We start from the raw sequence: 18,048 nt of genomic DNA on the forward strand, positions 1-18,048 counted from the left end.
TGTAGCGATGGAGAGAGCAATGACCACCACCCAACAAGCCGACATCATCAGAACACCATCCGAGGCCGTGGCGGTCCTTGGCGCGAACGGCCATACCGGCCGTTTTGTCGTCGCCGAACTGTTACGGCGCGGGCTGAAACCGATCGCGATCGGACGGAGTGCCGAACGATTGGTGGAGGCGGGCTTCGCGGAGCGCGGCGTCGAGTGCCGCGAAGCAGCGATAGAGGATGATGCAGCGCTGGACCGGGCGCTCGCGGGAGCGGCGGCGGTCATCAACTGCGCCGGCCCGTTCATGGACACAGCCGACGCCGTTGTGCGTGCTGCGTTGCGGACCGGCATCCATTACCTCGATGTCACGGCCGAACAGCCGAGCGTACAGGCGACGTTCGACCGGCACGAGGCTGCGGCCCGGAAAGCCGGCGTAGCTGTCATCCCGGCCATGGGATTTTACGGCGGACTGGCCGACCTGCTGGTGGCAGCCCTGATGGACGAATGGCAGCATGCCGACACTGTCGAAATCCGGGTTGCGCTCGATAGCTGGCTGCCCACGAAAGGCACGCGCGTGACCGGGGAAAAGAACACCGCAAAGCGCCTGGCGGTGAGCGGCGGCCAGCTTGGGCCCGTGCACCAGCCGCCGGCCGAGAAGGTATCCGTTTTGCCGGCCCCATTCGGCCGGCAGACATTCATCGAGCTTCCATTTTCGGAAATCCCGCTGATCGCCCGCCACGTTCGGACCAACGAGCTGCATACCTTTCTCAGCACGATTGCCCTGCGCGATGTTCGGGATCCATCGACGCCCCCGCCCCAGGCCATCGACGATACCGGACGTTCGGCGCAGCGCTTCGCCGTTGAGGTGATCATCACCCAAGGCGAGCTGCGCCGCCGGAGTCTCGCCCAGGGACAGGACATCTATGCCGTCACGGCGCCGATCATCTGCGAAGCGGTCCAGCGTATCCTGTCCGGGGACATCCGCGAGACCGGCGCCAAGCCGCCGGCGGCCATTTTCCATGCCGCGAGTTTCCTGAGCGCGCTCGGCCCCAATCTGTCGGTTGAGACATCGGAAACCTCGGATTTTCAGAAGGTCCATCCATGAATGGCGTGCGGGACCGAAGCAGTCCCTCGCAAAAACTGGGCATTTTGCGAGGGACCTCTGCGACACTCACAATCGGCATGCCGCCTAAAGCGACCCATCTTAATTCAGGCGATTGCCGCCTGTTCCAAACAAATGCACCTTCGACAGGTCAGGGGCGATCGAGATTTGCTGTCCCGGCTCAAAGTCGACCCGCTCGCGCAGAAGCAGCGTGATATCGGCATTCCCGAGCCTGGCGTTGATGTGGGTTTCCGATCCGGTCGGCTCGACGACGACGATGGTGACCGGCACGCCGCCCTCGCGGATCGATAAATGCTCGGGGCGGATGCCATAGGTGACGGCGTCCGCCTCTTGCCGGCCGGGCGGCAGAGGCAGGCTGGTTCCGTCCAAAACGAAGCGGCCGTTTCTGACTTCACCTTCAAACAGGTTCATGGCGGGTGAGCCGATGAAGGAGGCGACGAAGGTGTTTGCCGGTCGGTCGAAGAGCTCAAGCGGCTTGCCGATCTGCTCCACGCGGCCGCTGCGCATGACGACGATTTTGTCGGCCATGGTCATGGCTTCGACCTGATCATGGGTGACATAGACGGTGGTGGTCTTCAGCCGCTGGTGAAGCTCCTTGATTTCCGCCCGCATCGTCACACGCAGCTTGGCGTCGAGGTTCGAGAGCGGCTCGTCGAAGAGAAAGACCTGCGGGTGACGGACGATCGCCCGGCCCATGGCGACGCGCTGGCGCTGGCCGCCCGACAGCTGTTTGGGCAATCTGTCGAGGAGAGGCCCAAGCGCCAGAATGTCGGCCGCCTCCTTCACCTGCTTTTCGATCGTCGATTTGTTCCGGCCCTGAAGCTTCAGAGCGAAGCCCATATTCTCCGCGACGGTCATGTGCGGATAGAGCGCGTAACTCTGGAACACCATGGCGATATCCCGCTCTTTCGGCGCCACGTCGTTCACGACCCGGCCGCCGATGCGGATTTCGCCGTCGCTGATCTCCTCCAGCCCTGCGAGCATTCTGAGCAGGGTAGACTTGCCGCAGCCCGAGGGGCCGACGAGTGTGACGAATTCGCCGTCCTCGATATCGACGGACACGCCGTGGATCACCGGAACGGCACCATAATGCTTGCGGGCTTCGTCTATTGTAACCGATGCCATGTCGTTTCATCCTCCAGCGATTAAAGACCGAGCTGCCAGATTTCGGCAGCGAGCACATTGCCCTCGGGCGCAGTCAGACGCACCGAGCTTACGCACTTGAAGCCGGGCAACCGCTTGGTTCCCGTCCAGCGGCCATCGTCGGCAAAGACCTCGAGCGAGCCTGCATCGAGGAATATCCGGATGGTCGACGGGCGTGCGCCGGCGGCGATATAGCGCGGTGATGCCTTGGCATTCGTCACCAAAAAAGGAATGCTCAGCCCATCATCGTTCAACTGAACCGCAACAGTTGCTTCGGAATGTTCGAATTCCAAACGGAAGGCGTTGCCGGCTTCCTTCAGCGTCAGCAGGATTTCGACGGAGCCATTGGCGAGAGCGACGGCTTGGCCTTTCTGAAGGCCTCCGGCATCCAGTCGGTGCCGCCGCAGGCTTTCCGCAGCGGCGACCGGCGGCGTGATCAGCGCCCCGCTCTGCAATGCCAGCCGGCGCGGCAGGGTCATCGCCGTCGGCATGTCGATCTCTCTGGAAATATCCGTCCAGTTCGCAAGCCATGCGATCCCGATCGGGCCGGCATCGTCGACGAATGCCTGGAACGCGTAGGCATCAGTGCCGAAATCCAGTTCCTGTTCAAATTCTACGGAGAACTTTTGGCCATCGAAATGGCCGACGCTCGCAAGCGTCATATTGCGCCGGCCCGTTGCCGGGTCGCGGCTGGTCAGCAAACCGAAGATCAGGGCCCAGCGCGTCATGGGGTCGTTGGCCGGACCGTCGAGGGGTACCATGCAGGGGCACTCCGCCGCTGTCATGCCGAAGCGGTTCTCACGGTGAAGCATGCCGAGGAAGGTCCATCCGGTCGCCGCAGCCGGATCATCGGTTTCGTAGAGCAGAATGACGCCGCCCTCACGGTCCCGTGTACCCAGCAACATCTTCCATTTGCCGTCGGGGCCTGAAAAGACGTAAGGATCGCGGAAGTCGGTCGTCAGGCCGAGCCCGGCGGGACGCGCCGGCAAGATCAGGTTCGCCGGCTCGACATTGACAAGATCGCGGCTCGTGGCGGTGAACTGAACCTGTTCCTCCGGTTCCCGATCCTTCATGTGCTCGGTGAAGAAAATGCGAAGGCCGGCCTCATCGCCGGGAAGAGCGATCGCGGAGCCGGAAAACGCCCCGCCCCGCCCGTCTGCCCGCTGAGTGAGTTCATCGGAAGGGAAAAGAAAGATCGGGAGATGCTTCCAATGAAGATAGTCCTCCGAAACCGCATGACCCCAATGCATGTTGTTCCACCGAGGGCTATGGGGATAATGCTGGTAGAACAGGTGCAGCTTGCCGCCGAACCTTCCGAATCCGTTGGGATCGTTCATCCAACCAAACAGCGGACGGAAGTGATAGCTCCCCGGGACCTCAGGTGTGGCGGTGCATTGTCGGACATGCAGCAGCCGGATGCCTTCTTCCAGAACGACGGGTGGGAGAAAAGCATAGAGGACCGATATTTCGGTTGTAACGGGATCGTAGGAAAAAGCCGCCTCTCCGCCTCGTTCCAGCGTCAGCCGCCGAAACTCGAATTCATGCGGATTTGATGTTTCGACAGCACCGGCCGGGTCGCCATCGACATGTGCCGTCAGCCTTCCCGGGGCGCCGGCATGCGATGCCCTGATCCAGGCATGGATCGTGGCCCCCTCGGGCAGGACGGCGCGGATCGTCTCCAGCCCCACTTGATCGGATGGAGAAATCGCTTGGCTTGTCATCAATTCAACCTTTCACGGCGGAGCCAATAAAGGAGCTCACGAACCAGCGCTGGAATGCGAGGTAGAGCCCAAGGATCGGGATCATCATCAAAACGGAGGCGGCCATCGCACGATCCCAGTAGATGCTGTCCTGTCCGAAGAAGGTGGCGATGGCCACGGCGATCGGCCTGGCATAGTCGGTCTGCGTCACCAGGATCGGCCAGAGATACTGGTTCCAGGTCTCGATCCCCATGAGGATCGACACGGTGGCGAGTGCGGGCAGGCTGAGCGGCAGGAAGATGGAACGATACGCCCGGAAAAAGGACGCGCCGTCGATCTCGGCGGCCTCCAGCAATTCCTTCGGCAGCTGGGCGAAGAACTGGTGGAGCAGGAAAATATAAAGGGGGCTGGCGACCCAGGGCACGATCTGCACCGCGAAGGTGTCGGTCATTCCCGCCCTGGAAACCATGATCACGAGCGGCATGATGATGCTTTCCTGCGGGATCACATAGAGCGCGATCACGATCGACAGGATGACGGCGCGGCCCTTGAACGATCCCCAGGCCAGCACAAACGCGGCCATCGAATTCACAATCAGGCCGGAACAGACCGTCGTGACCAGGATGATCAGCGAGTTGATGAGGTAGCGCCCGAAGGCGAGTTCGCCTGAGAGGTGACCGACCTCGGCATAGTTGGAAAGCGTGGGGTTCGAAACCCAGAAGGCGCGGAAGCTGCCCATATCGGCCAGAATCTGGAACCGGTCATCCTTGAGGCTTGCCACGACCAGCAGCAGCAATGGAGACACGATCACCAATGCGATGATGAAAATGCATATCGTCTGGATGATGCGAAGAACCGTTGCGGGGGAACGGAGCCGCGCCGTGCGGGCCTGCGGGATCGAGAGTGCGAGATCAGACATCGAAGCGCCTCAGGAGCTGGCGCTGGATCAGCGCGATGATGAGAACGATCACAAACAAGATGACCGAAACGGCGGAGGCATAGCCCATCTTCTGCTCTTCGAAGCCGGAACGAACCATGTAGTGCACCACCGTTTCGGTGCTGCTCTTCGGCCCGCCCTGTGTGAGGATGGCCACCTGGGTATAGAGTTTGAACGCCTGGATGGTGGTGATCACCAGGACGAAGACATGGGTCGGCCGCAGGCCGGGCATGGTCACATGCCAGAAGCGGCGGAAAGCGTTCGCACCGTCGATCTTGGCGGCATCGTAGAGTTCGTCCGGAATGCCCTGAAGGCCGGCGAGGTAGACGATCATCTGGAAGCCGTAAGCCTGCCAGGCTGAAAGCAGGACGAGCGAAAACATTGCCCATTGCGGATCGCCGAGCCAATCGATCGGCTGGATCGCCCCGCCGGAGAGAAAGCCGAGGATCTGGTTGAGCGGTCCCGTGGGATACTGGAACAGGGTGCCCCAGATGACGCAGACCACGACCATCGAGGTGATCGCCGGCAGGAAGAACATGCCGCGCAGCAGATTGCGGAACGGCAGCTTCTGATGCAAGAGCAGCGCCGTCGCGAAGGCAAGGCCGCACTGCGCCGGAATGATCCAGAAGGTGAAGCGCGAGACGTTCCAAAGGGCAGTCCAGAAAAGATCGTCCTGGAAGATACGGATGAAATTGTTGAACCAGACGAAGCGGACGGGCGTCGGCCGCGGTACCAGAGGCTGGTTGGTCATCGCCGTCCAGAAGGACAAGAGGAACGGCAGGATGAGAAAGAGGGTCAACAGGATCACGGCCGGCGCGAGCATGGCCGCTTCCTGCATCAGCCGCCCCCTGTCATGCCGGCGCGCCGGAGCCTTTCGGACGGATGCCGAAGATATCGATTGTTGCATGACCATGCAGTTCCTCCTTTCAAGCCTAAAGCATGTCGCGCAAAAGTGGGCAGCGGTTTTGCCAGGCAAAGCGCTGAGCGCCTTTGCCGCAAACGACATGCGTAAAAACAAAGAGCTAAAGCGCGCGCGGAGCGAATCTGAATGATCGCGACGCGCTTTAGATGCCGGTCCCGCCCTGCGACGTCTGCTGGAGACAGCGCAGGGCTTCGACCTTTCGGCGGCGATGCTGCTTATTGCCCGTCGCCAAACGGCGGATACCCGTCATTGTCCTCGATATCCTCATCGATCTTCTTGGCGGCTGACGTCAGCGCCTCCTTGGGATCGCCGCCATTGAACGCCTCATCGACAGCCTGCATGAAGGCCGAGGTGATTGTCGGATAGGCAGGATGCGGCGGGCGCGAGACGGCCGTCTTCGACGCCTGTTCGAAGGCGATCGCCATCGGGCCGCCGTTTGCATAGAGCGGAGATTCGGCCGCAAAACTCTTCAGGCCGGGATAACCCGACTGGCTTGCGACGTAGGCCCGATATTCCTTGTCCTTCAGCAGGAAGCTGATGAACTTGGCGGCGATATCGGGATGTTTCGACGTCTTGGTGATCGCCCAGATCCAGGTGCCATTGGGGCTCGCACCCTTGGCGCCGAACTTCGGAAGCGGCAGGACGACGATGTTGTCCTTCATGGTCGCTACGGCCTCGGCATAGACCCAGTGTCCGCCGAGCGCCAGCGCTGCCGGATTGCCTTTGGCGAAGAACTGGTTGGTTCCGGCCGATTGCGGCACGACCCAACCGTTCTTGACCCACTTCTGCATCATGGCGAGAGCATCGACGCAGGCATCGCTGTCCAGCGTTCCCTCGGATTTCCAGGCCTTGCGGTCGATGAGATCGCAGCCGGCCGATTGCAGGATCGGACCATAGGCATAGGTGATCCATTCGGTCTTGATGCCGTAGCCGCGGAAAGTGTCGATCGGCCACTTCACCCCGTCGAGCTTGGACAACTTCTCGAGATAGGTTTCGAACTCCTCCCGGGTCCAGGCATCGTCGACGGATTTCGGAATACGGGCGCCGATTGCTTCGAGATATTTCTTGTTGCCGTAAAGAACCACCGACGAGTCGGTCAGGCCGATTGCATAGAGATCCTTGTCGATCGGGTATGTGCCCTGGGCGATGTTGGACTCCGTCATGTCGTCAAGGAGGTCCTTGTCGATCAGCGGCTTGATCGGCTGAAGATAACCCGACCAGACGTAATTTGCGAGGAACGGCGCATCGAGTTCCATGACGTCGGGCAGTTGCTTGGCCATGACGGCGGCGCTGAACTTCTCGTTATAGGCATCGTGCGGTGCATAGATGAACTGTATGTCGACATCGGGATTGGCGGCCTCGAACCGTTCGGCGACCTTGCCGTAGGCGGCGACAAAACCGGGATCGCCCTGATGCATGACCTGGATTGCGGTTTTCTCGGCTGCCTGCGCCCACGAGGCCGATAGTGCCGAGGACAGGACCAGAGACCAAAGTAAACGTTTACCCATTAGAATTCCTCCTCAATTGAATGGGACTTTCTCAATTTATACGGATGCCCGCTCCACCAGCTGGAACGGCAGTTTCTGCACCCCGACCGGAGCCCGGTCTTCGGCAAGCAGGATTTGCGCGGCCTGACGGCCCATGGCGCGATGGGGCAGCGCCATGGTGGTCAGCGGCGGGTCGAGACGCGAGGCGATCTCGACCTGGTTGTCGAAACTCGCAACGGCGACATCATCGGGAATGCCTGCGCCTGTCCGGCGCAGCGCCGCATAGACCTCCATCGCCACGCGGTCATTTCCGCACAGGATGGCATCGGGGCGCCGCGGGCCGTTCATCAGCGCATGGACATGCGGGCTCACGAGGCTGTGCGCCCGGTCGTTGTATATCGCCTTGCTGACGGCAGGCAGGACGATGGCGCCGGCTCCGTCGATACCCGCATGATCGAGCGCCTGCCGGAAACCGAGTTCACGCAGGTCCCCGGCGAGCAGCCCCGGCAGGTTGATGAAGGCAATATTCCGCCGGCCGGCATCGATGAGGTAGTTGGTGATCTCGATCGCCGCCCCTGTTTCATCGGGCACCAGCGAGGCCACGCGGCCGTTGGCATCGCGGCAGTTGATCATGACCCCGACCGCATCGGCAAATTCGGGCGGCAGGTCGACGCTCTTGTGATACATGGCGGCATAGGCAATCGCCCGCGGGCGAAACCGCCGCATCTCGTCGAGGATCGACGCCACGCTCCGATGGCCGCCCAACGTCATCGCGAAGACGGCCATGTCGGCGGTGCGCACGGCGCCGTCGAGCCCCCTGATGATCTCCGTCGCAAAAGGCGAGGTGATCAGATCGTCCGCAACGAGGCCGACGAGCGGCATCCACCCCTGCCGCATGCTGCGGGCGGCGAAGTTGGTGACGTATCCCAACTCCTCCGCGATCTCCTTGATCCGCTGCCGGGTGTCTTCCGACATGCGCGCCGAGCCGCCATGCAAGGCGCCTGACACGGTCTTGACGGAAACGCCTGCACGGGCGGCTATATCGTTGAGTGAAATCGTCACGGCTTCGCTTTGGGTTATCGATTACCCAAGTTGATACCAATCGCCTTTCTATGAGTCAAGGCTGTCTCGGGAATACCGCCGATAGGGCCGTGAAATGAGGCAAAACCCCGCCGCAGCGGGGTTTTGCCTGGGAAGCCGATCAGTTGTTATGGGCTGCGCAGGCTTCGTCCATCGGCGTGGCGTTGCTTGTGCCGCCCTGGGTCTGGAGTTTGGCGGAGTTGTTGACCGGGTTCGGGCACTTGGTCTTGTCCATTTTCATCGTGCCGTTGGTCGTGGAATTCGTCATAGTGGAATCGGTTGCCATCGGCTTCTTGGTATTCGGGTCGCTGGTTGCACCACCACCCTGATCGGCCTGGTTCTTATCCATCGTCGCGCCGGCCGGCGCCGGGTTGGACTGGGCGAAGGCCGATGTGGCCATGCCGATTGCGAAAAGCGAAGCTGCTACGAGTTTCATACGCATTCTCATATCCTCCTTGGGATTTTTGCCTGACGGGCCTATCCACAACCTCGCCGGCACATCATTGTTCCCAAGCAGTCGTTAAACAAAAGCGCCCTACTTCGCGTAAAGTGCGCGCGAGCGTTCGAGGTGTTTAAGCAGCGCGGCTTCCGAGCCGTCGACATCGTTGGCCTCGAGGCGGTCGACGATTTCGTCATGTTCGGCGAGCGTGAACTTTTCCTTGCCGGTCCAGATCAGCATCTCGGTATGATATTCCTTGAGCCAGGCGAGCATGGCTTCGCTGACGGCGACGTAGATCGGGTTACCGGAGATCTGGGCGATGCGGGTGTGAAACTCCATATCCGCGTCGATGAACGCTTCGGCCCGGCCGAGCGACATGCGCTGGCGCTCGATGATATCCCTGAGATCGGCGATGTCGTTTGCCGAGGCCCGCTGCGCGGCCTCGCGGGCCATGCCGCGCTCGAAGAAGATGCGGGCGCTCTTCAGATGTTCGAGCGAATCCGCCGATTGCGACAGCATGATCTTGGCGGTGAGATCGACCTGGCGGAAGATCGACTTTGCCGTCAGCCGCAGAACCTTGGCCCGTTCGCCGTGCGAAATGCTGACGAGACCCTTGTTGGCGAGCGACTGCATCGCCTCGCGGATCGCCGGGCGGCCGACGCCGAAGCGCTCCATCAGCACCCGTTCGGACGGCATTTCGTCGCCGGGCTGAAGCTCGCCTGAGGTGATCAATCGCTCAAGTCGATCAAACACTTCGTCGGAGAGTTTCCGGCGGACGATCTGTTCGAGGGGCTGGGTCATGAGATCTCGCTGGCTCAAAATGTCTCCTCCTAACAGTTTTCCGGACCAAGGACAAAGCTTGCGGTCGATAATTTGCGCGCCCGAAGATTCCGCTTTTCAACAGTTGGAATACTCATTATACCAGATCACAAGTTGACGCCATGACTATATGCGTTTGCCGAGAGGAGCAACCGTCCATTCATGATGATTACCCTGACCTACCGCATCGAAACGCCCGGCAGCGTCGAGGCGATGGCGGAGAAGATCGCCAGCGACCAGTCGACCGGGACCTTCGTGCCGGTTCCGGGCGAGACCGAGGAGCTGAAGGCGCGTGTCGCCGCCAGGGTGCTGGCGATCCGCCCGCTCGAGGACGGGCGTCATCCGACCTGGCCGGAGGTTGCTCCGGGCACGCTTCTGCACCGCGCCGATGTCGACATCGGCTTTCCGCTTGAGGCGATCGGCACCGATCTCTCCGCTTTGATGACGATTGCGATCGGCGGAGTCTATTCGATCAAGGGCATGACCGGCATCCGCATCGTCGACATGAAGCTGCCCGACGCTTTCAAGAGCGCCCATCCCGGGCCGCAGTTCGGCATTCCGGGCAGCCGCCGCCTCACCGGCGTCGATGGCCGGCCGATCATCGGCACGATCGTCAAGCCGGCGCTGGGGCTGCGGCCGCATGAGACGGCCGAGCTCGTCGGCGAGTTGATCGCATCGGGCGTCGACTTCATCAAGGACGACGAGAAGCTGATGAGCCCGGCCTATTCGCCGCTCAAGGACCGCGTCGCGGCGATCATGCCGCGTATTCTCGATCACGAGCAGAAGACCGGCAAGAAGGTCATGTATGCCTTCGGCATCTCGCATGCCGACCCGGACGAGATGATGCGCAACCACGACATCGTCGCTGCGGCCGGCGGCAACTGCGCCGTCGTCAACATCAACTCGATCGGCTTCGGCGGCATGAGCTTTCTGCGCAAGCGCTCCAGCCTGGTGCTGCACGCGCATCGAAACGGCTGGGACGTGTTGACGCGCGATCCGGGTGCCGGCCTGGACTTCAAGGTCTATCAACAGTTCTGGCGGCTCTTGGGCGTCGACCAATTCCAGATCAACGGCATCAGGGTCAAATATTGGGAGCCGGACGACAGCTTCGTCTCTTCCTTCAAGGCCATCAGAGCGCCGCTGTTCGACGCCGCCGACCGGCCGCTTCCGGTCGCCGGCTCCGGCCAGTGGGGCGGGCAGGCGCCGGAGACCTACCAGCGCACCGGCCGCACAGTCGACCTCCTCTATCTCTGCGGCGGCGGCATCGTCAGCCACCCCGGCGGCCCGGCGGCCGGGGTTCGCGCCGTGCAGCAGGCCTGGCAGGCGGCGGTCGCCGACATTCCGCTGGAGGTCTACGCCAAGGATCATCCGGAGCTTGCCGCTTCGATTGCTAAATTCAGCGACGGCAAGGGTGCATGACCGATATGGACGGACGTCTCGTCAGCTATTACGGCGATGATTTTACCGGCTCGACCGACGTTATGGAGGCGCTTGCCTCGAACGGTGTCGAGACCGTGCTCTTCCTCGACCTTCCCTCGCCGGAACTGCTCGCCCGCTTCAAACACTGCCGCGCGATCGGCCTTGCGGGAACGAGCCGCAGCGAGACGCCGGCGTGGATGGAGGAACATCTTGCGCCGGCCTTCGACTGGCTGAGTTCGCTCGGTGCATCGATCTGCCATTACAAGGTCTGCTCGACCTTCGATTCCAGCCCGGGGATCGGCAATATCGGCAAGGCGATCGAAATCGGCCGCAGGCGTTTCGGGCAATCCATCGTGCCGGTTATCGTCGGCGCGCCGCAATTGAAGCGCTATACGGCCTTCGGCAATCTCTTCGCCGCCTATCAGGGCCGCGTCTTCCGCATCGACCGCCATCCCGTCATGAGCCGCCATCCTGTCACGCCGATGGACGAGGCGGATCTTGCGCTCCACCTGTCGAAGCAGACCTCCCTCCCCGTCCTGCTCGCCGATCTCGTCGCGATCACCGCTGCGGACGCCGATCAGCGGATCGACCAATTAACGTCGAATGGCGAAGGTATCTTGCTCCTTGATGTCGACGCCGAGTCGACGCAGGCGGCGGCCGGTCGGCAGATGTTGCGGGAAGCCGGCCGCTCGGGAGGTTTCGTCGCCGGCTCCTCAGGGGTCGAATATGCGCTGATCAGCGTCTGGCGGCAGGCCGGCCTGATCGGCGAGGACAGCGCCGAATTTCCCGATATCGGCCCGGTCGATCGCCTCGCCGTCGTCTCCGGCAGCGTCTCGCCGACGACCGAGCGGCAGATCCGCACGGCTGCCGAGAACGGTTTCGAGAGCATTGCGCTCGACCCGCTCGCGCTGGTTTCCAATGGCGAAGCCACCGTGGAGGCGGCCGTGCAGGCGGGTGTCGACAAGCTGAAAGAAGGCAAGAGCGTCATCCTCCACACGGCGCTCGGCCCATCCGCGGACCGCGGCGCCGATATCGACCGGCTGCCGGACGCCCGCCACCGGCTCGGCAGCGCGCTCGGCACGATCCTGCGCCGTCTTGTCGAGGCGGAAGGGCTGTCGCGCGCCGTCGTTGCCGGGGGCGACACGTCCAGCCACGCACTCCGGCAGTTGAGGATCGACGCACTGACGACGCTTCTGCCGCTGCCCCAGACGCCGGGGTCGCCGCTATGCCTCGCCCATGGCGATTACCCGCCGACCAACGGCCTGCAAATCGCGCTGAAAGGCGGCCAGGTCGGAACGGACGGCTATTTCGCGCAGATCCGCGACGGAAGGAAAAACTGATGGTCGTCTGGGTCGGCACCAGTTTCAAGATGAGCAAGACGGTGGAGGAAGCGCTCGCTTTTGCGCACCGCCTCGCAGCGACGGATGCGGAACGCGATAGCCGCGTGCAGCGCTTCGTCATTCCCGCCTTTACCGCGATACGCGAGGTCAAGCGCTTGCTGGCCGAGATCTCGGGGAAGGTCGGCGCCCAGAACATGCACTGGGAGGACGCCGGCGCCTGGACGGGCGAGATCTCACCTATGATGCTGAAGGACTGCCGGCTCGACATCGTTGAACTCGGCCATTGCGAGCGGCGCGAGCATTTCGGCGAGACCGACGAAACCATCGGCCTCAAGGGTTCCGGCGATCGACGGGCTGAACGCGGAAAAACATGGGTTTTAAATGGCCAAAGTAATGATATGGTGATTGACTCATCATACCAGTATATGATCCTATCCAGAACTGAAAAGGTGAGGAAAACATGACCAACATTGCTCTCTTCGGCGCCGGCGGCAAAATGGGATACCGGCTTGCCAAAAATCTCAAAGGCTCGCGCTTTGAAGTGCGGCATGTCGAGGTGAGCGACGCTGGCAAGGCGCGTTTGAAGAACGACCTCGGCCTCGATTGCGTGCCGGTCGATGCTGCCCTCGACGGCGCTGACGTGGTCATCCTCGCCGTGCCGGATACGGCGATCGGCAAGGTCGCGGCCGGCATCGTCGACAAGCTCACACCCGGCACGATGATGGTTGCGCTCGATGCCGCCGCCCCATTCGCCGGCCATCTGCCGAAGCGCGACGACCTCACCTATTTCGTCACCCATCCCTGCCATCCGCCGATCTTCAACGACGAGACGGATATGCAGGCCAAGAAGGATCATTTCGGTGGCCTGTTCGCCAAGCAGCACATCGTCTCGGCGCTGATGCAGGGGCCCGACAGTGCCTATGCGCTCGGCGAGGAAATCGCCAAGATCATCTGGGCGCCGGTCATGCGCTCGCACCGGGTGACGGTCGACCAGCTCGCCATGCTCGAACCCGGCCTTTCCGAAACCGTCTGCGCCTCGCTGCTCGTCGTCATGCGCCAGGCCATGGACGAATGCGTGGCGCGGGGCGTGCCGGCAGAGGCCGCCCGCGACTTTCTGCTCGGCCATATGAACGTGCTCGGCGCGGTCATCTTCAAGGAGGTCGACGGCGTGTTCTCGGATGCCTGCAACAAGGCGATCGAGTTCGGCATTCCGGCGCTGATGCGCGACGACTGGAAGAAAGTCTTCGAACCGCAGGAGATCGCCGAAAGCATCCGGCGCATCACCTGAACCGGCCCGGGGAGGCAAGTCCTCCCCCTTAACCGCTCCGGGGAGACGGAGTAGCCGCTCCGGAAACGGGGCTTCATTCACAACGGGAGGAAAAAATGAAACTGACGCGCAGACTAACACTTGCAGCCTTTGCCAGCGCGCTAGCGCTCGGAACGGCCATGCCGGCCTTTGCGGCCGATCTCATCGCCATCATCACGCCGGCGCATGACAATCCCTTCTTCAAGGCCGAAGCCGTCGGCGCCGAAGCCAAGGCGAAGGAACTCGGCTACGAGACCCTCGTCATGACCCATGACGACGACGCCAACAAGCAGTCGGAAATGATCGATACGGCGATCGGGCGCGGCGCCAAGGCGATCATCCTCGACAATGCGGGTGCGGACGCTTCCGTCGCCGCCGTCAAGAAGGCGAAGGATGCCGGCATCCCCTCCTTCCTGATTGACCGCGAAATCAACGCGACCGGCGTTGCCGTCGCCCAGATCGTTTCGAACAACTATCAGGGCGCCCAGCTCGGGGCGCAGGAATTCGTCAAGCTGATGGGCGAGAAGGGCAATTACGTCGAGCTGGTGGGCAAGGAGTCCGACACCAATGCCGGCATCCGCTCGCAGGGCTATCACGACGTCATCGACGATTATCCGGAGCTGAAGTCCGTCGCCAAGCAGTCGGCCAACTGGAGCCAGACGGAAGCCTATTCGAAGATGGAAACCATCCTCCAGGCCAATCCCGATATCAAGGGCGTCATCTCAGGCAACGACACCATGGCCATGGGTGCGATCGCAGCCCTTCAGGCCGCCGGCCGCAAGGACGTGATCGTCGTCGGCTTCGACGGCTCCAATGACGTGCGCGACTCGATCAAGTCGGGCGGCATCAAAGCGACGGTGCTGCAGCCGGCCTATGCGCAGGCCCAGTTGGCGGTGGAACAGGCCGACGCCTACATCAAGAACAAGACGACGCCGAAGGAAGAGAAGCAGTTGATGGATTGCGTTCTCATCAACGCCGACAATTCCGGCAAGCTCGAGACCTTCGCCCTGACGAATTGATCAGCACCAATTGCGGAGGGTGCAGCGTTGCGCCCTCCGCAATGCATTTTGCAAGACGTCGAGGTTTACCCGCATGTTGAGAATGAAGGGCGCCCTGCTTGCCGCCGTCGTGGCGGCGGCCTTGCCCGGTTGCAAGATCATCAAGACGCCGACCGCGGAGGAGAAGGCGGCGGCAGCGGCCAAGACCGCTTTCGACCCGAATGCCAAGGTCGATGCGATCTGGCAGCCTGAGGTCGTGCCCTATTTCGAAAAGCGCGCCGGCGAGCTCAAGGACGTCATGCAGCTCGTTGCCACGAGCCCCGACGCCGCGGGCGAAAAATACGGCAATCCACGCAAGCAGAGCAGTTCGCCCTGGACCTATGCGGTGAAGATCACCGGCAAGGTTGTTGCGGCCGACACGGCCTCGCGCGCGGCAACGCTCGATGTCGACGCCGATGGCGACGGCAAGGCCGATGCGAAGGTGCAGATCGGACCGGCGCTGCGCGGCACCGCACTGCGCGACACGCTGGAGTTCGTCAATTTCAACGAATTCAAGAACCAGATCGAATGGGCGCAGTTCGGCAAAGCATTCAACGAGAAGGCCAATACCGCCTTTCTCTCCGCCGTTCCGCGCGACGGCCTCACCGGCAAGACGGTGACGGTGACCGGCGCCTTTCCGCTGCCGAAAAGCGGCGAGCTTCCGCTCGTGACCCCTTCGGAACTGAAGGTGGGCTCATGACGGCGGCAGAGACACAAGCGGACGACATCATCCTGCGCCTCGACGATGTGTCGAAGGTCTATTCGGGCATCGTCGCCGTCAAGCGCGCCAATCTGGAGCTGCGCCGCGGCGCGGTGAACGTACTGGTCGGCGAAAACGGCGCCGGCAAATCGACGCTGATGAAGATCATCGCCGGCGTCGAGCGCCCGACGCTCGGCCGCATCATCCTCGACGGCAAACCTGTCTCCTTCGACAGTCCGGCCGACGCGCAGGCCAATGGCATCGGCATGATCTTCCAGGAACTCAATCTCTTCTCCAACATGTCGGTCGCCGAAAACATCTTCGCAAGGCGCGAGATCACCCGCGGCCTGCTCGGCATCGATCACAAGGCGCAGGTCGAAAAGGCCAACGAATTTCTGAGGCGTCTCGATGCCGGCATCGAGGCTGACACGATGGTCGAGGATCTGCCGATCGGCCAGCAGCAGCTCGTCGAGATCGCCAAGGCGATGTCGCTCAATGCTCGCATCCTGATCATGGACGAGCCGACCTCCGCGCTGTCGGCGGCGGAAGTCGAGATCCTGTTCAAGGTGATCGCCGAGCTGAAGGCGCAGGGTGTGGCGATCGTCTATATCTCGCACCGGCTGGAAGAGCTGATGCGCATCGGCGACTACATCACGGTGCTGCGCGACGGCCAGATCACCGGTCATGCCATGGTGCGCGACATCGATACGCGCTGGATCGTGCGCTCGATGATCGGCTCGGATGCCAAGGATTTTGCGAAATCCGTCACCCATTCCGTCGGCAGCGAGATGTTCCGCGCCGAAAATATCAGCCTGCCCAGGCCGACCGGCGGGCTTGCCGTCAACGATGTCTCCCTGTCGGTCAAGGCAGGCGAGATCCTCGGCATTTACGGCCTGATGGGTGCCGGGCGCAGCGAATTCTTCGAATGCGTGATCGGGCGTCATATGCATTCGAGCGGCAAGATCTTCATCGACGGCAAAGAAGTGCGCGCCCGCGACACCACGCGGCGCATCCGCCGCGGCCTTGCGCTCATCCCGGAAGATCGGCAGCGCGAAGGGCTTGTGCAGGTGCTTTCCATCGCCTCCAACCTGACGCTTGCAAGCCTTTCGCGTTTCACTCGGCTTTTCCACATCGACAGCGGCGCGGAGAAGAGCGCCATTCAGGAGGCGATCCGCGATCTCTCGATCAAGGCGCCTAATCCGGATTTCGAGGTTACCTCTATGTCCGGCGGCAACCAGCAGAAGGTCGTCATCGGTAAGGCTCTGATGACCAATCCGAAGGTGCTGCTGATGGACGAGCCGAGCCGCGGCATCGATGTCGGCGCCAAGGCCGATGTCTTCCGCACCATGCGGCGGCTGGCGGCAAACGGGCTCGCCATTCTGTTTTCGACCTCCGACCTCGAAGAGGTCATGGCGCTATCCGATCGCATCGCGGTCTTGAGCAACGGCCAGCTGGTCGCTGTCTTCGACCGGGACGAGGCGACGGAAGAAGCCATCATCGCGGCTTCGGCCAAGGGACACGGACATCAAGGGAAACTCGCGTCATGATGGCGGCTACGTCTACCACTCTTGCGCCGAAAGGCGCCAACGGCTCCGCGCTTCTGACGCTGATGAAGCTCCGGACCTTCATCGCGCTTTTCGCCGTCATCATCTTCTTTGCGATCTTCGCGCCGAACTTCACCTCGACGGCGAACATGATCCTGATGTCGAAACATGTGGCGCTGAACGCCTTCCTGGCGATGGGCATGACCTTCGTCATCATTACCGGCGGTATCGACCTCTCCGTCGGTTCGATCGTCGGGCTGTGCGGCATGGTTGCCGGCGGCCTGATCCTCTACGGTATCGAACTGCCGATCGGCTACACCATCTATTTCAACCTCTTCGAGATCGTGCTGATCACGCTGTCGATCGGCCTTGTCATCGGCCTGATCAACGGCCTGTTGATCACCAAGCTCAACGTCGCGCCGTTCATCGCCACCCTCGGCACGCTCTATGTCGCCCGCGGCCTGGCGCTGCTGTCGTCGGATGGCCAGACCTTTCCGAACCTCGTCGGCCGGCCGGAATATGCCACCACCGGCTTCGATTTCTTCGGCGCGGGACGCATTCTCGGCCTGCCGGTCTCGATCTGGATCCTGATCGTGCTGGCGCTTGCGGCCGCCTATGTCGCCCGCTCGACGCCGATCGGCCGCCACATCTTTGCCGTCGGCGGCAATGAACGGGCAGCGCGCATGTCCGGTATCCGCGTCGATGTCGTGAAGATCTTCGTCTACATGTTCTCCGGCCTTTGCGCAGCGATCGTCGGCGTCGTCATCTCTTCGGAACTGATGGCCGCCCATCCGGCCACCGGCGAAAGCTTCGAGCTCAATGCGATCGCGGCAGCCGTTCTCGGCGGCACCTCGATGTCGGGCGGCCGCGGCACGATCGGCGGCACGATCATCGGCGCCTTCGTCATCGGCATCCTCTCCGACGGCCTTGTCATGATGGGCGTCTCCTCCTTCTGGCAGATGGTCATCAAGGGCCTCGTCATCATCATCGCCGTGGTCGTCGACCAGGCGCAGCGCCGCCTGCAGCAGCGCGTCACCCTCATGCAGATGGCAAAGGCAGGTTGA

General features: G+C 62.1%; 17 protein-coding genes and 1 pseudogene. 10 read left to right on the forward strand and 8 right to left on the reverse strand.

All coding sequences use genetic code 11. The features are described 5' to 3' along the window. The first annotated feature begins 19 nt into the window (after positions 1-19). Positions 20-1,093, forward strand: coding sequence for a saccharopine dehydrogenase NADP-binding domain-containing protein (locus ACS4RS_RS29595; protein ID WP_439012529.1), 1,074 nt, complete (start codon positions 20-22; stop codon positions 1,091-1,093). A 99-nt stretch (positions 1,094-1,192) separates the two neighbouring features. Here ACS4RS_RS29595 and ACS4RS_RS29600 read toward each other — a convergent pair whose 3' ends face one another. From ACS4RS_RS29600 to ACS4RS_RS29615, 4 genes are read right to left on the reverse strand one after another with little or no spacing between them, the layout of a single operon-like run. Continuing rightward, positions 1,193-2,236, reverse strand: a complete 1,044-nt coding sequence (locus ACS4RS_RS29600) for a sn-glycerol-3-phosphate ABC transporter ATP-binding protein UgpC (RefSeq protein WP_439012530.1) — start codon at positions 2,234-2,236, stop codon at positions 1,193-1,195. Between the two features lie 20 nt (positions 2,237-2,256). Beyond that, positions 2,257-3,975 carry a GH32 C-terminal domain-containing protein gene (locus ACS4RS_RS29605; protein WP_439012531.1) on the reverse strand — a complete coding sequence of 573 codons (1,719 nt, stop codon included), beginning with the start codon at positions 3,973-3,975 and terminating at the stop codon, positions 2,257-2,259. 4 nt (positions 3,976-3,979) lie between these two features. Continuing rightward, positions 3,980-4,873 (reverse strand): ABC transporter permease subunit, encoded by an 894-nt coding sequence (locus ACS4RS_RS29610; RefSeq protein WP_439012532.1) that lies wholly within the window; start codon positions 4,871-4,873, stop codon positions 3,980-3,982. Further along, positions 4,866-5,804: an ABC transporter permease subunit gene (locus ACS4RS_RS29615; protein ID WP_439012533.1), complete on the reverse strand. Its 939-nt coding sequence runs from the start codon at positions 5,802-5,804 to the stop codon at positions 4,866-4,868. The genes ACS4RS_RS29610 and ACS4RS_RS29615 overlap by 8 nt, the downstream gene beginning before the upstream one ends. On the opposite strand from ACS4RS_RS29615, the gene ACS4RS_RS29620 reads away from it, so the two are divergent. Then, entirely contained in the window at positions 5,797-5,943 is a 147-nt protein-coding gene (locus ACS4RS_RS29620; RefSeq protein WP_439012534.1) for a hypothetical protein, read from the forward strand. The two genes, ACS4RS_RS29615 and ACS4RS_RS29620, sit on opposite strands and share 8 nt — an antisense overlap. Before the next feature lie 85 nt (positions 5,944-6,028). Here ACS4RS_RS29620 and ACS4RS_RS29625 read toward each other — a convergent pair whose 3' ends face one another. The 4 genes from ACS4RS_RS29625 to ACS4RS_RS29640 all read right to left on the reverse strand — a co-directional run bounded on the left by ACS4RS_RS29625 (position 6,029) and on the right by ACS4RS_RS29640 (position 9,620). After that, positions 6,029-7,321, reverse strand: coding sequence for an extracellular solute-binding protein (locus tag ACS4RS_RS29625; protein ID WP_439012535.1), 1,293 nt, complete (start codon positions 7,319-7,321; stop codon positions 6,029-6,031). 36 nt (positions 7,322-7,357) lie between these two features. Beyond that, complete coding sequence (locus tag ACS4RS_RS29630) at positions 7,358-8,362, reverse strand: LacI family DNA-binding transcriptional regulator (RefSeq protein ID WP_439012536.1); 1,005 nt, start codon at positions 8,360-8,362, stop codon at positions 7,358-7,360. A gap of 139 nt (positions 8,363-8,501) precedes the next feature. Further along, entirely contained in the window at positions 8,502-8,822 is a 321-nt protein-coding gene (locus tag ACS4RS_RS29635; protein WP_439012537.1) for a hypothetical protein, read from the reverse strand. 93 nt (positions 8,823-8,915) lie between these two features. Then, positions 8,916-9,620 (reverse strand): transcriptional regulator NanR, encoded by a 705-nt coding sequence (locus ACS4RS_RS29640; protein ID WP_439012538.1) that lies wholly within the window; start codon positions 9,618-9,620, stop codon positions 8,916-8,918. 180 nt (positions 9,621-9,800) lie between these two features. Between ACS4RS_RS29640 and oiaX the strand changes: the two genes are divergently transcribed. The 8 genes and pseudogenes from oiaX (at position 9,801) to ACS4RS_RS29680 (ending at position 18,048) form a co-directional block, all read left to right on the forward strand. Next, positions 9,801-11,057, forward strand: a complete 1,257-nt coding sequence (gene oiaX, locus ACS4RS_RS29645; RefSeq protein WP_439012539.1) for a 3-oxo-isoapionate-4-phosphate decarboxylase OiaX — start codon at positions 9,801-9,803, stop codon at positions 11,055-11,057. A gap of 5 nt (positions 11,058-11,062) precedes the next feature. Beyond that, positions 11,063-12,397 carry a four-carbon acid sugar kinase family protein gene (locus tag ACS4RS_RS29650; protein ID WP_439012615.1) on the forward strand — a complete coding sequence of 445 codons (1,335 nt, stop codon included), beginning with the start codon at positions 11,063-11,065 and terminating at the stop codon, positions 12,395-12,397. Then, positions 12,397-12,732 (forward strand): annotated as a pseudogene (locus ACS4RS_RS29655) (triose-phosphate isomerase); the annotation flags it as partial. The gene ACS4RS_RS29650 and the pseudogene ACS4RS_RS29655, both read left to right, overlap by 1 nt. Before the next feature lie 125 nt (positions 12,733-12,857). Further along, entirely contained in the window at positions 12,858-13,685 is an 828-nt protein-coding gene (locus ACS4RS_RS29660) for a phosphogluconate dehydrogenase C-terminal domain-containing protein (RefSeq protein WP_439012540.1), read from the forward strand. Between the two features lie 95 nt (positions 13,686-13,780). Beyond that, positions 13,781-14,722: a D-ribose ABC transporter substrate-binding protein gene (locus tag ACS4RS_RS29665; protein WP_012555680.1), complete on the forward strand. Its 942-nt coding sequence runs from the start codon at positions 13,781-13,783 to the stop codon at positions 14,720-14,722. A 73-nt stretch (positions 14,723-14,795) separates the two neighbouring features. Continuing rightward, complete coding sequence (locus tag ACS4RS_RS29670) at positions 14,796-15,440, forward strand: DUF2291 family protein (protein ID WP_439012541.1); 645 nt, start codon at positions 14,796-14,798, stop codon at positions 15,438-15,440. After that, the gene (locus tag ACS4RS_RS29675) at positions 15,437-16,987 is read left to right on the forward strand and encodes an ATP-binding cassette domain-containing protein (RefSeq protein WP_439012542.1); all 1,551 of its coding nucleotides are present in this window, start codon (positions 15,437-15,439) and stop codon (positions 16,985-16,987) included. The genes ACS4RS_RS29670 and ACS4RS_RS29675 overlap by 4 nt, the downstream gene beginning before the upstream one ends. Further along, entirely contained in the window at positions 16,984-18,048 is a 1,065-nt protein-coding gene (locus ACS4RS_RS29680; protein WP_028757638.1) for an ABC transporter permease, read from the forward strand. The genes ACS4RS_RS29675 and ACS4RS_RS29680 overlap by 4 nt, the downstream gene beginning before the upstream one ends.

Source organism: Rhizobium sp. F40D2 (assembly GCF_051810745.2).
GTDB lineage: Bacteria > Pseudomonadota > Alphaproteobacteria > Rhizobiales > Rhizobiaceae > Rhizobium.

Excerpts from the sequence above, each read along its gene's own strand:
- ACS4RS_RS29665 (WP_012555680.1), top strand. The coding sequence starts at position 13,781 with ATGAAACTGACGCGCAGACTAACACTTGCAGCCTTTGCCAGCGCGCTA.
- ACS4RS_RS29605 (WP_439012531.1), bottom strand. The coding sequence starts at position 3,975 with ATGACAAGCCAAGCGATTTCTCCATCCGATCAAGTGGGGCTGGAGACG.
- ACS4RS_RS29595 (WP_439012529.1), top strand. The coding sequence starts at position 20 with ATGACCACCACCCAACAAGCCGACATCATCAGAACACCATCCGAGGCC.
- ACS4RS_RS29610 (WP_439012532.1), bottom strand. The coding sequence starts at position 4,873 with ATGTCTGATCTCGCACTCTCGATCCCGCAGGCCCGCACGGCGCGGCTC.
- ACS4RS_RS29635 (WP_439012537.1), bottom strand. The coding sequence starts at position 8,822 with ATGCGTATGAAACTCGTAGCAGCTTCGCTTTTCGCAATCGGCATGGCC.
- ACS4RS_RS29615 (WP_439012533.1), bottom strand. The coding sequence starts at position 5,804 with ATGGTCATGCAACAATCGATATCTTCGGCATCCGTCCGAAAGGCTCCG.
- ACS4RS_RS29625 (WP_439012535.1), bottom strand. The coding sequence starts at position 7,321 with ATGGGTAAACGTTTACTTTGGTCTCTGGTCCTGTCCTCGGCACTATCG.
- ACS4RS_RS29640 (WP_439012538.1), bottom strand. The coding sequence starts at position 9,620 with ATGACCCAGCCCCTCGAACAGATCGTCCGCCGGAAACTCTCCGACGAA.
- ACS4RS_RS29670 (WP_439012541.1), top strand. The coding sequence starts at position 14,796 with ATGTTGAGAATGAAGGGCGCCCTGCTTGCCGCCGTCGTGGCGGCGGCC.
- oiaX (WP_439012539.1), top strand. The coding sequence starts at position 9,801 with ATGATGATTACCCTGACCTACCGCATCGAAACGCCCGGCAGCGTCGAG.
- ACS4RS_RS29660 (WP_439012540.1), top strand. The coding sequence starts at position 12,858 with ATGACCAACATTGCTCTCTTCGGCGCCGGCGGCAAAATGGGATACCGG.
- ACS4RS_RS29620 (WP_439012534.1), top strand. The coding sequence starts at position 5,797 with ATGACCATGCAGTTCCTCCTTTCAAGCCTAAAGCATGTCGCGCAAAAG.
- ACS4RS_RS29600 (WP_439012530.1), bottom strand. The coding sequence starts at position 2,236 with ATGGCATCGGTTACAATAGACGAAGCCCGCAAGCATTATGGTGCCGTT.
- ACS4RS_RS29675 (WP_439012542.1), top strand. The coding sequence starts at position 15,437 with ATGACGGCGGCAGAGACACAAGCGGACGACATCATCCTGCGCCTCGAC.
- ACS4RS_RS29680 (WP_028757638.1), top strand. The coding sequence starts at position 16,984 with ATGATGGCGGCTACGTCTACCACTCTTGCGCCGAAAGGCGCCAACGGC.
- ACS4RS_RS29650 (WP_439012615.1), top strand. The coding sequence starts at position 11,063 with ATGGACGGACGTCTCGTCAGCTATTACGGCGATGATTTTACCGGCTCG.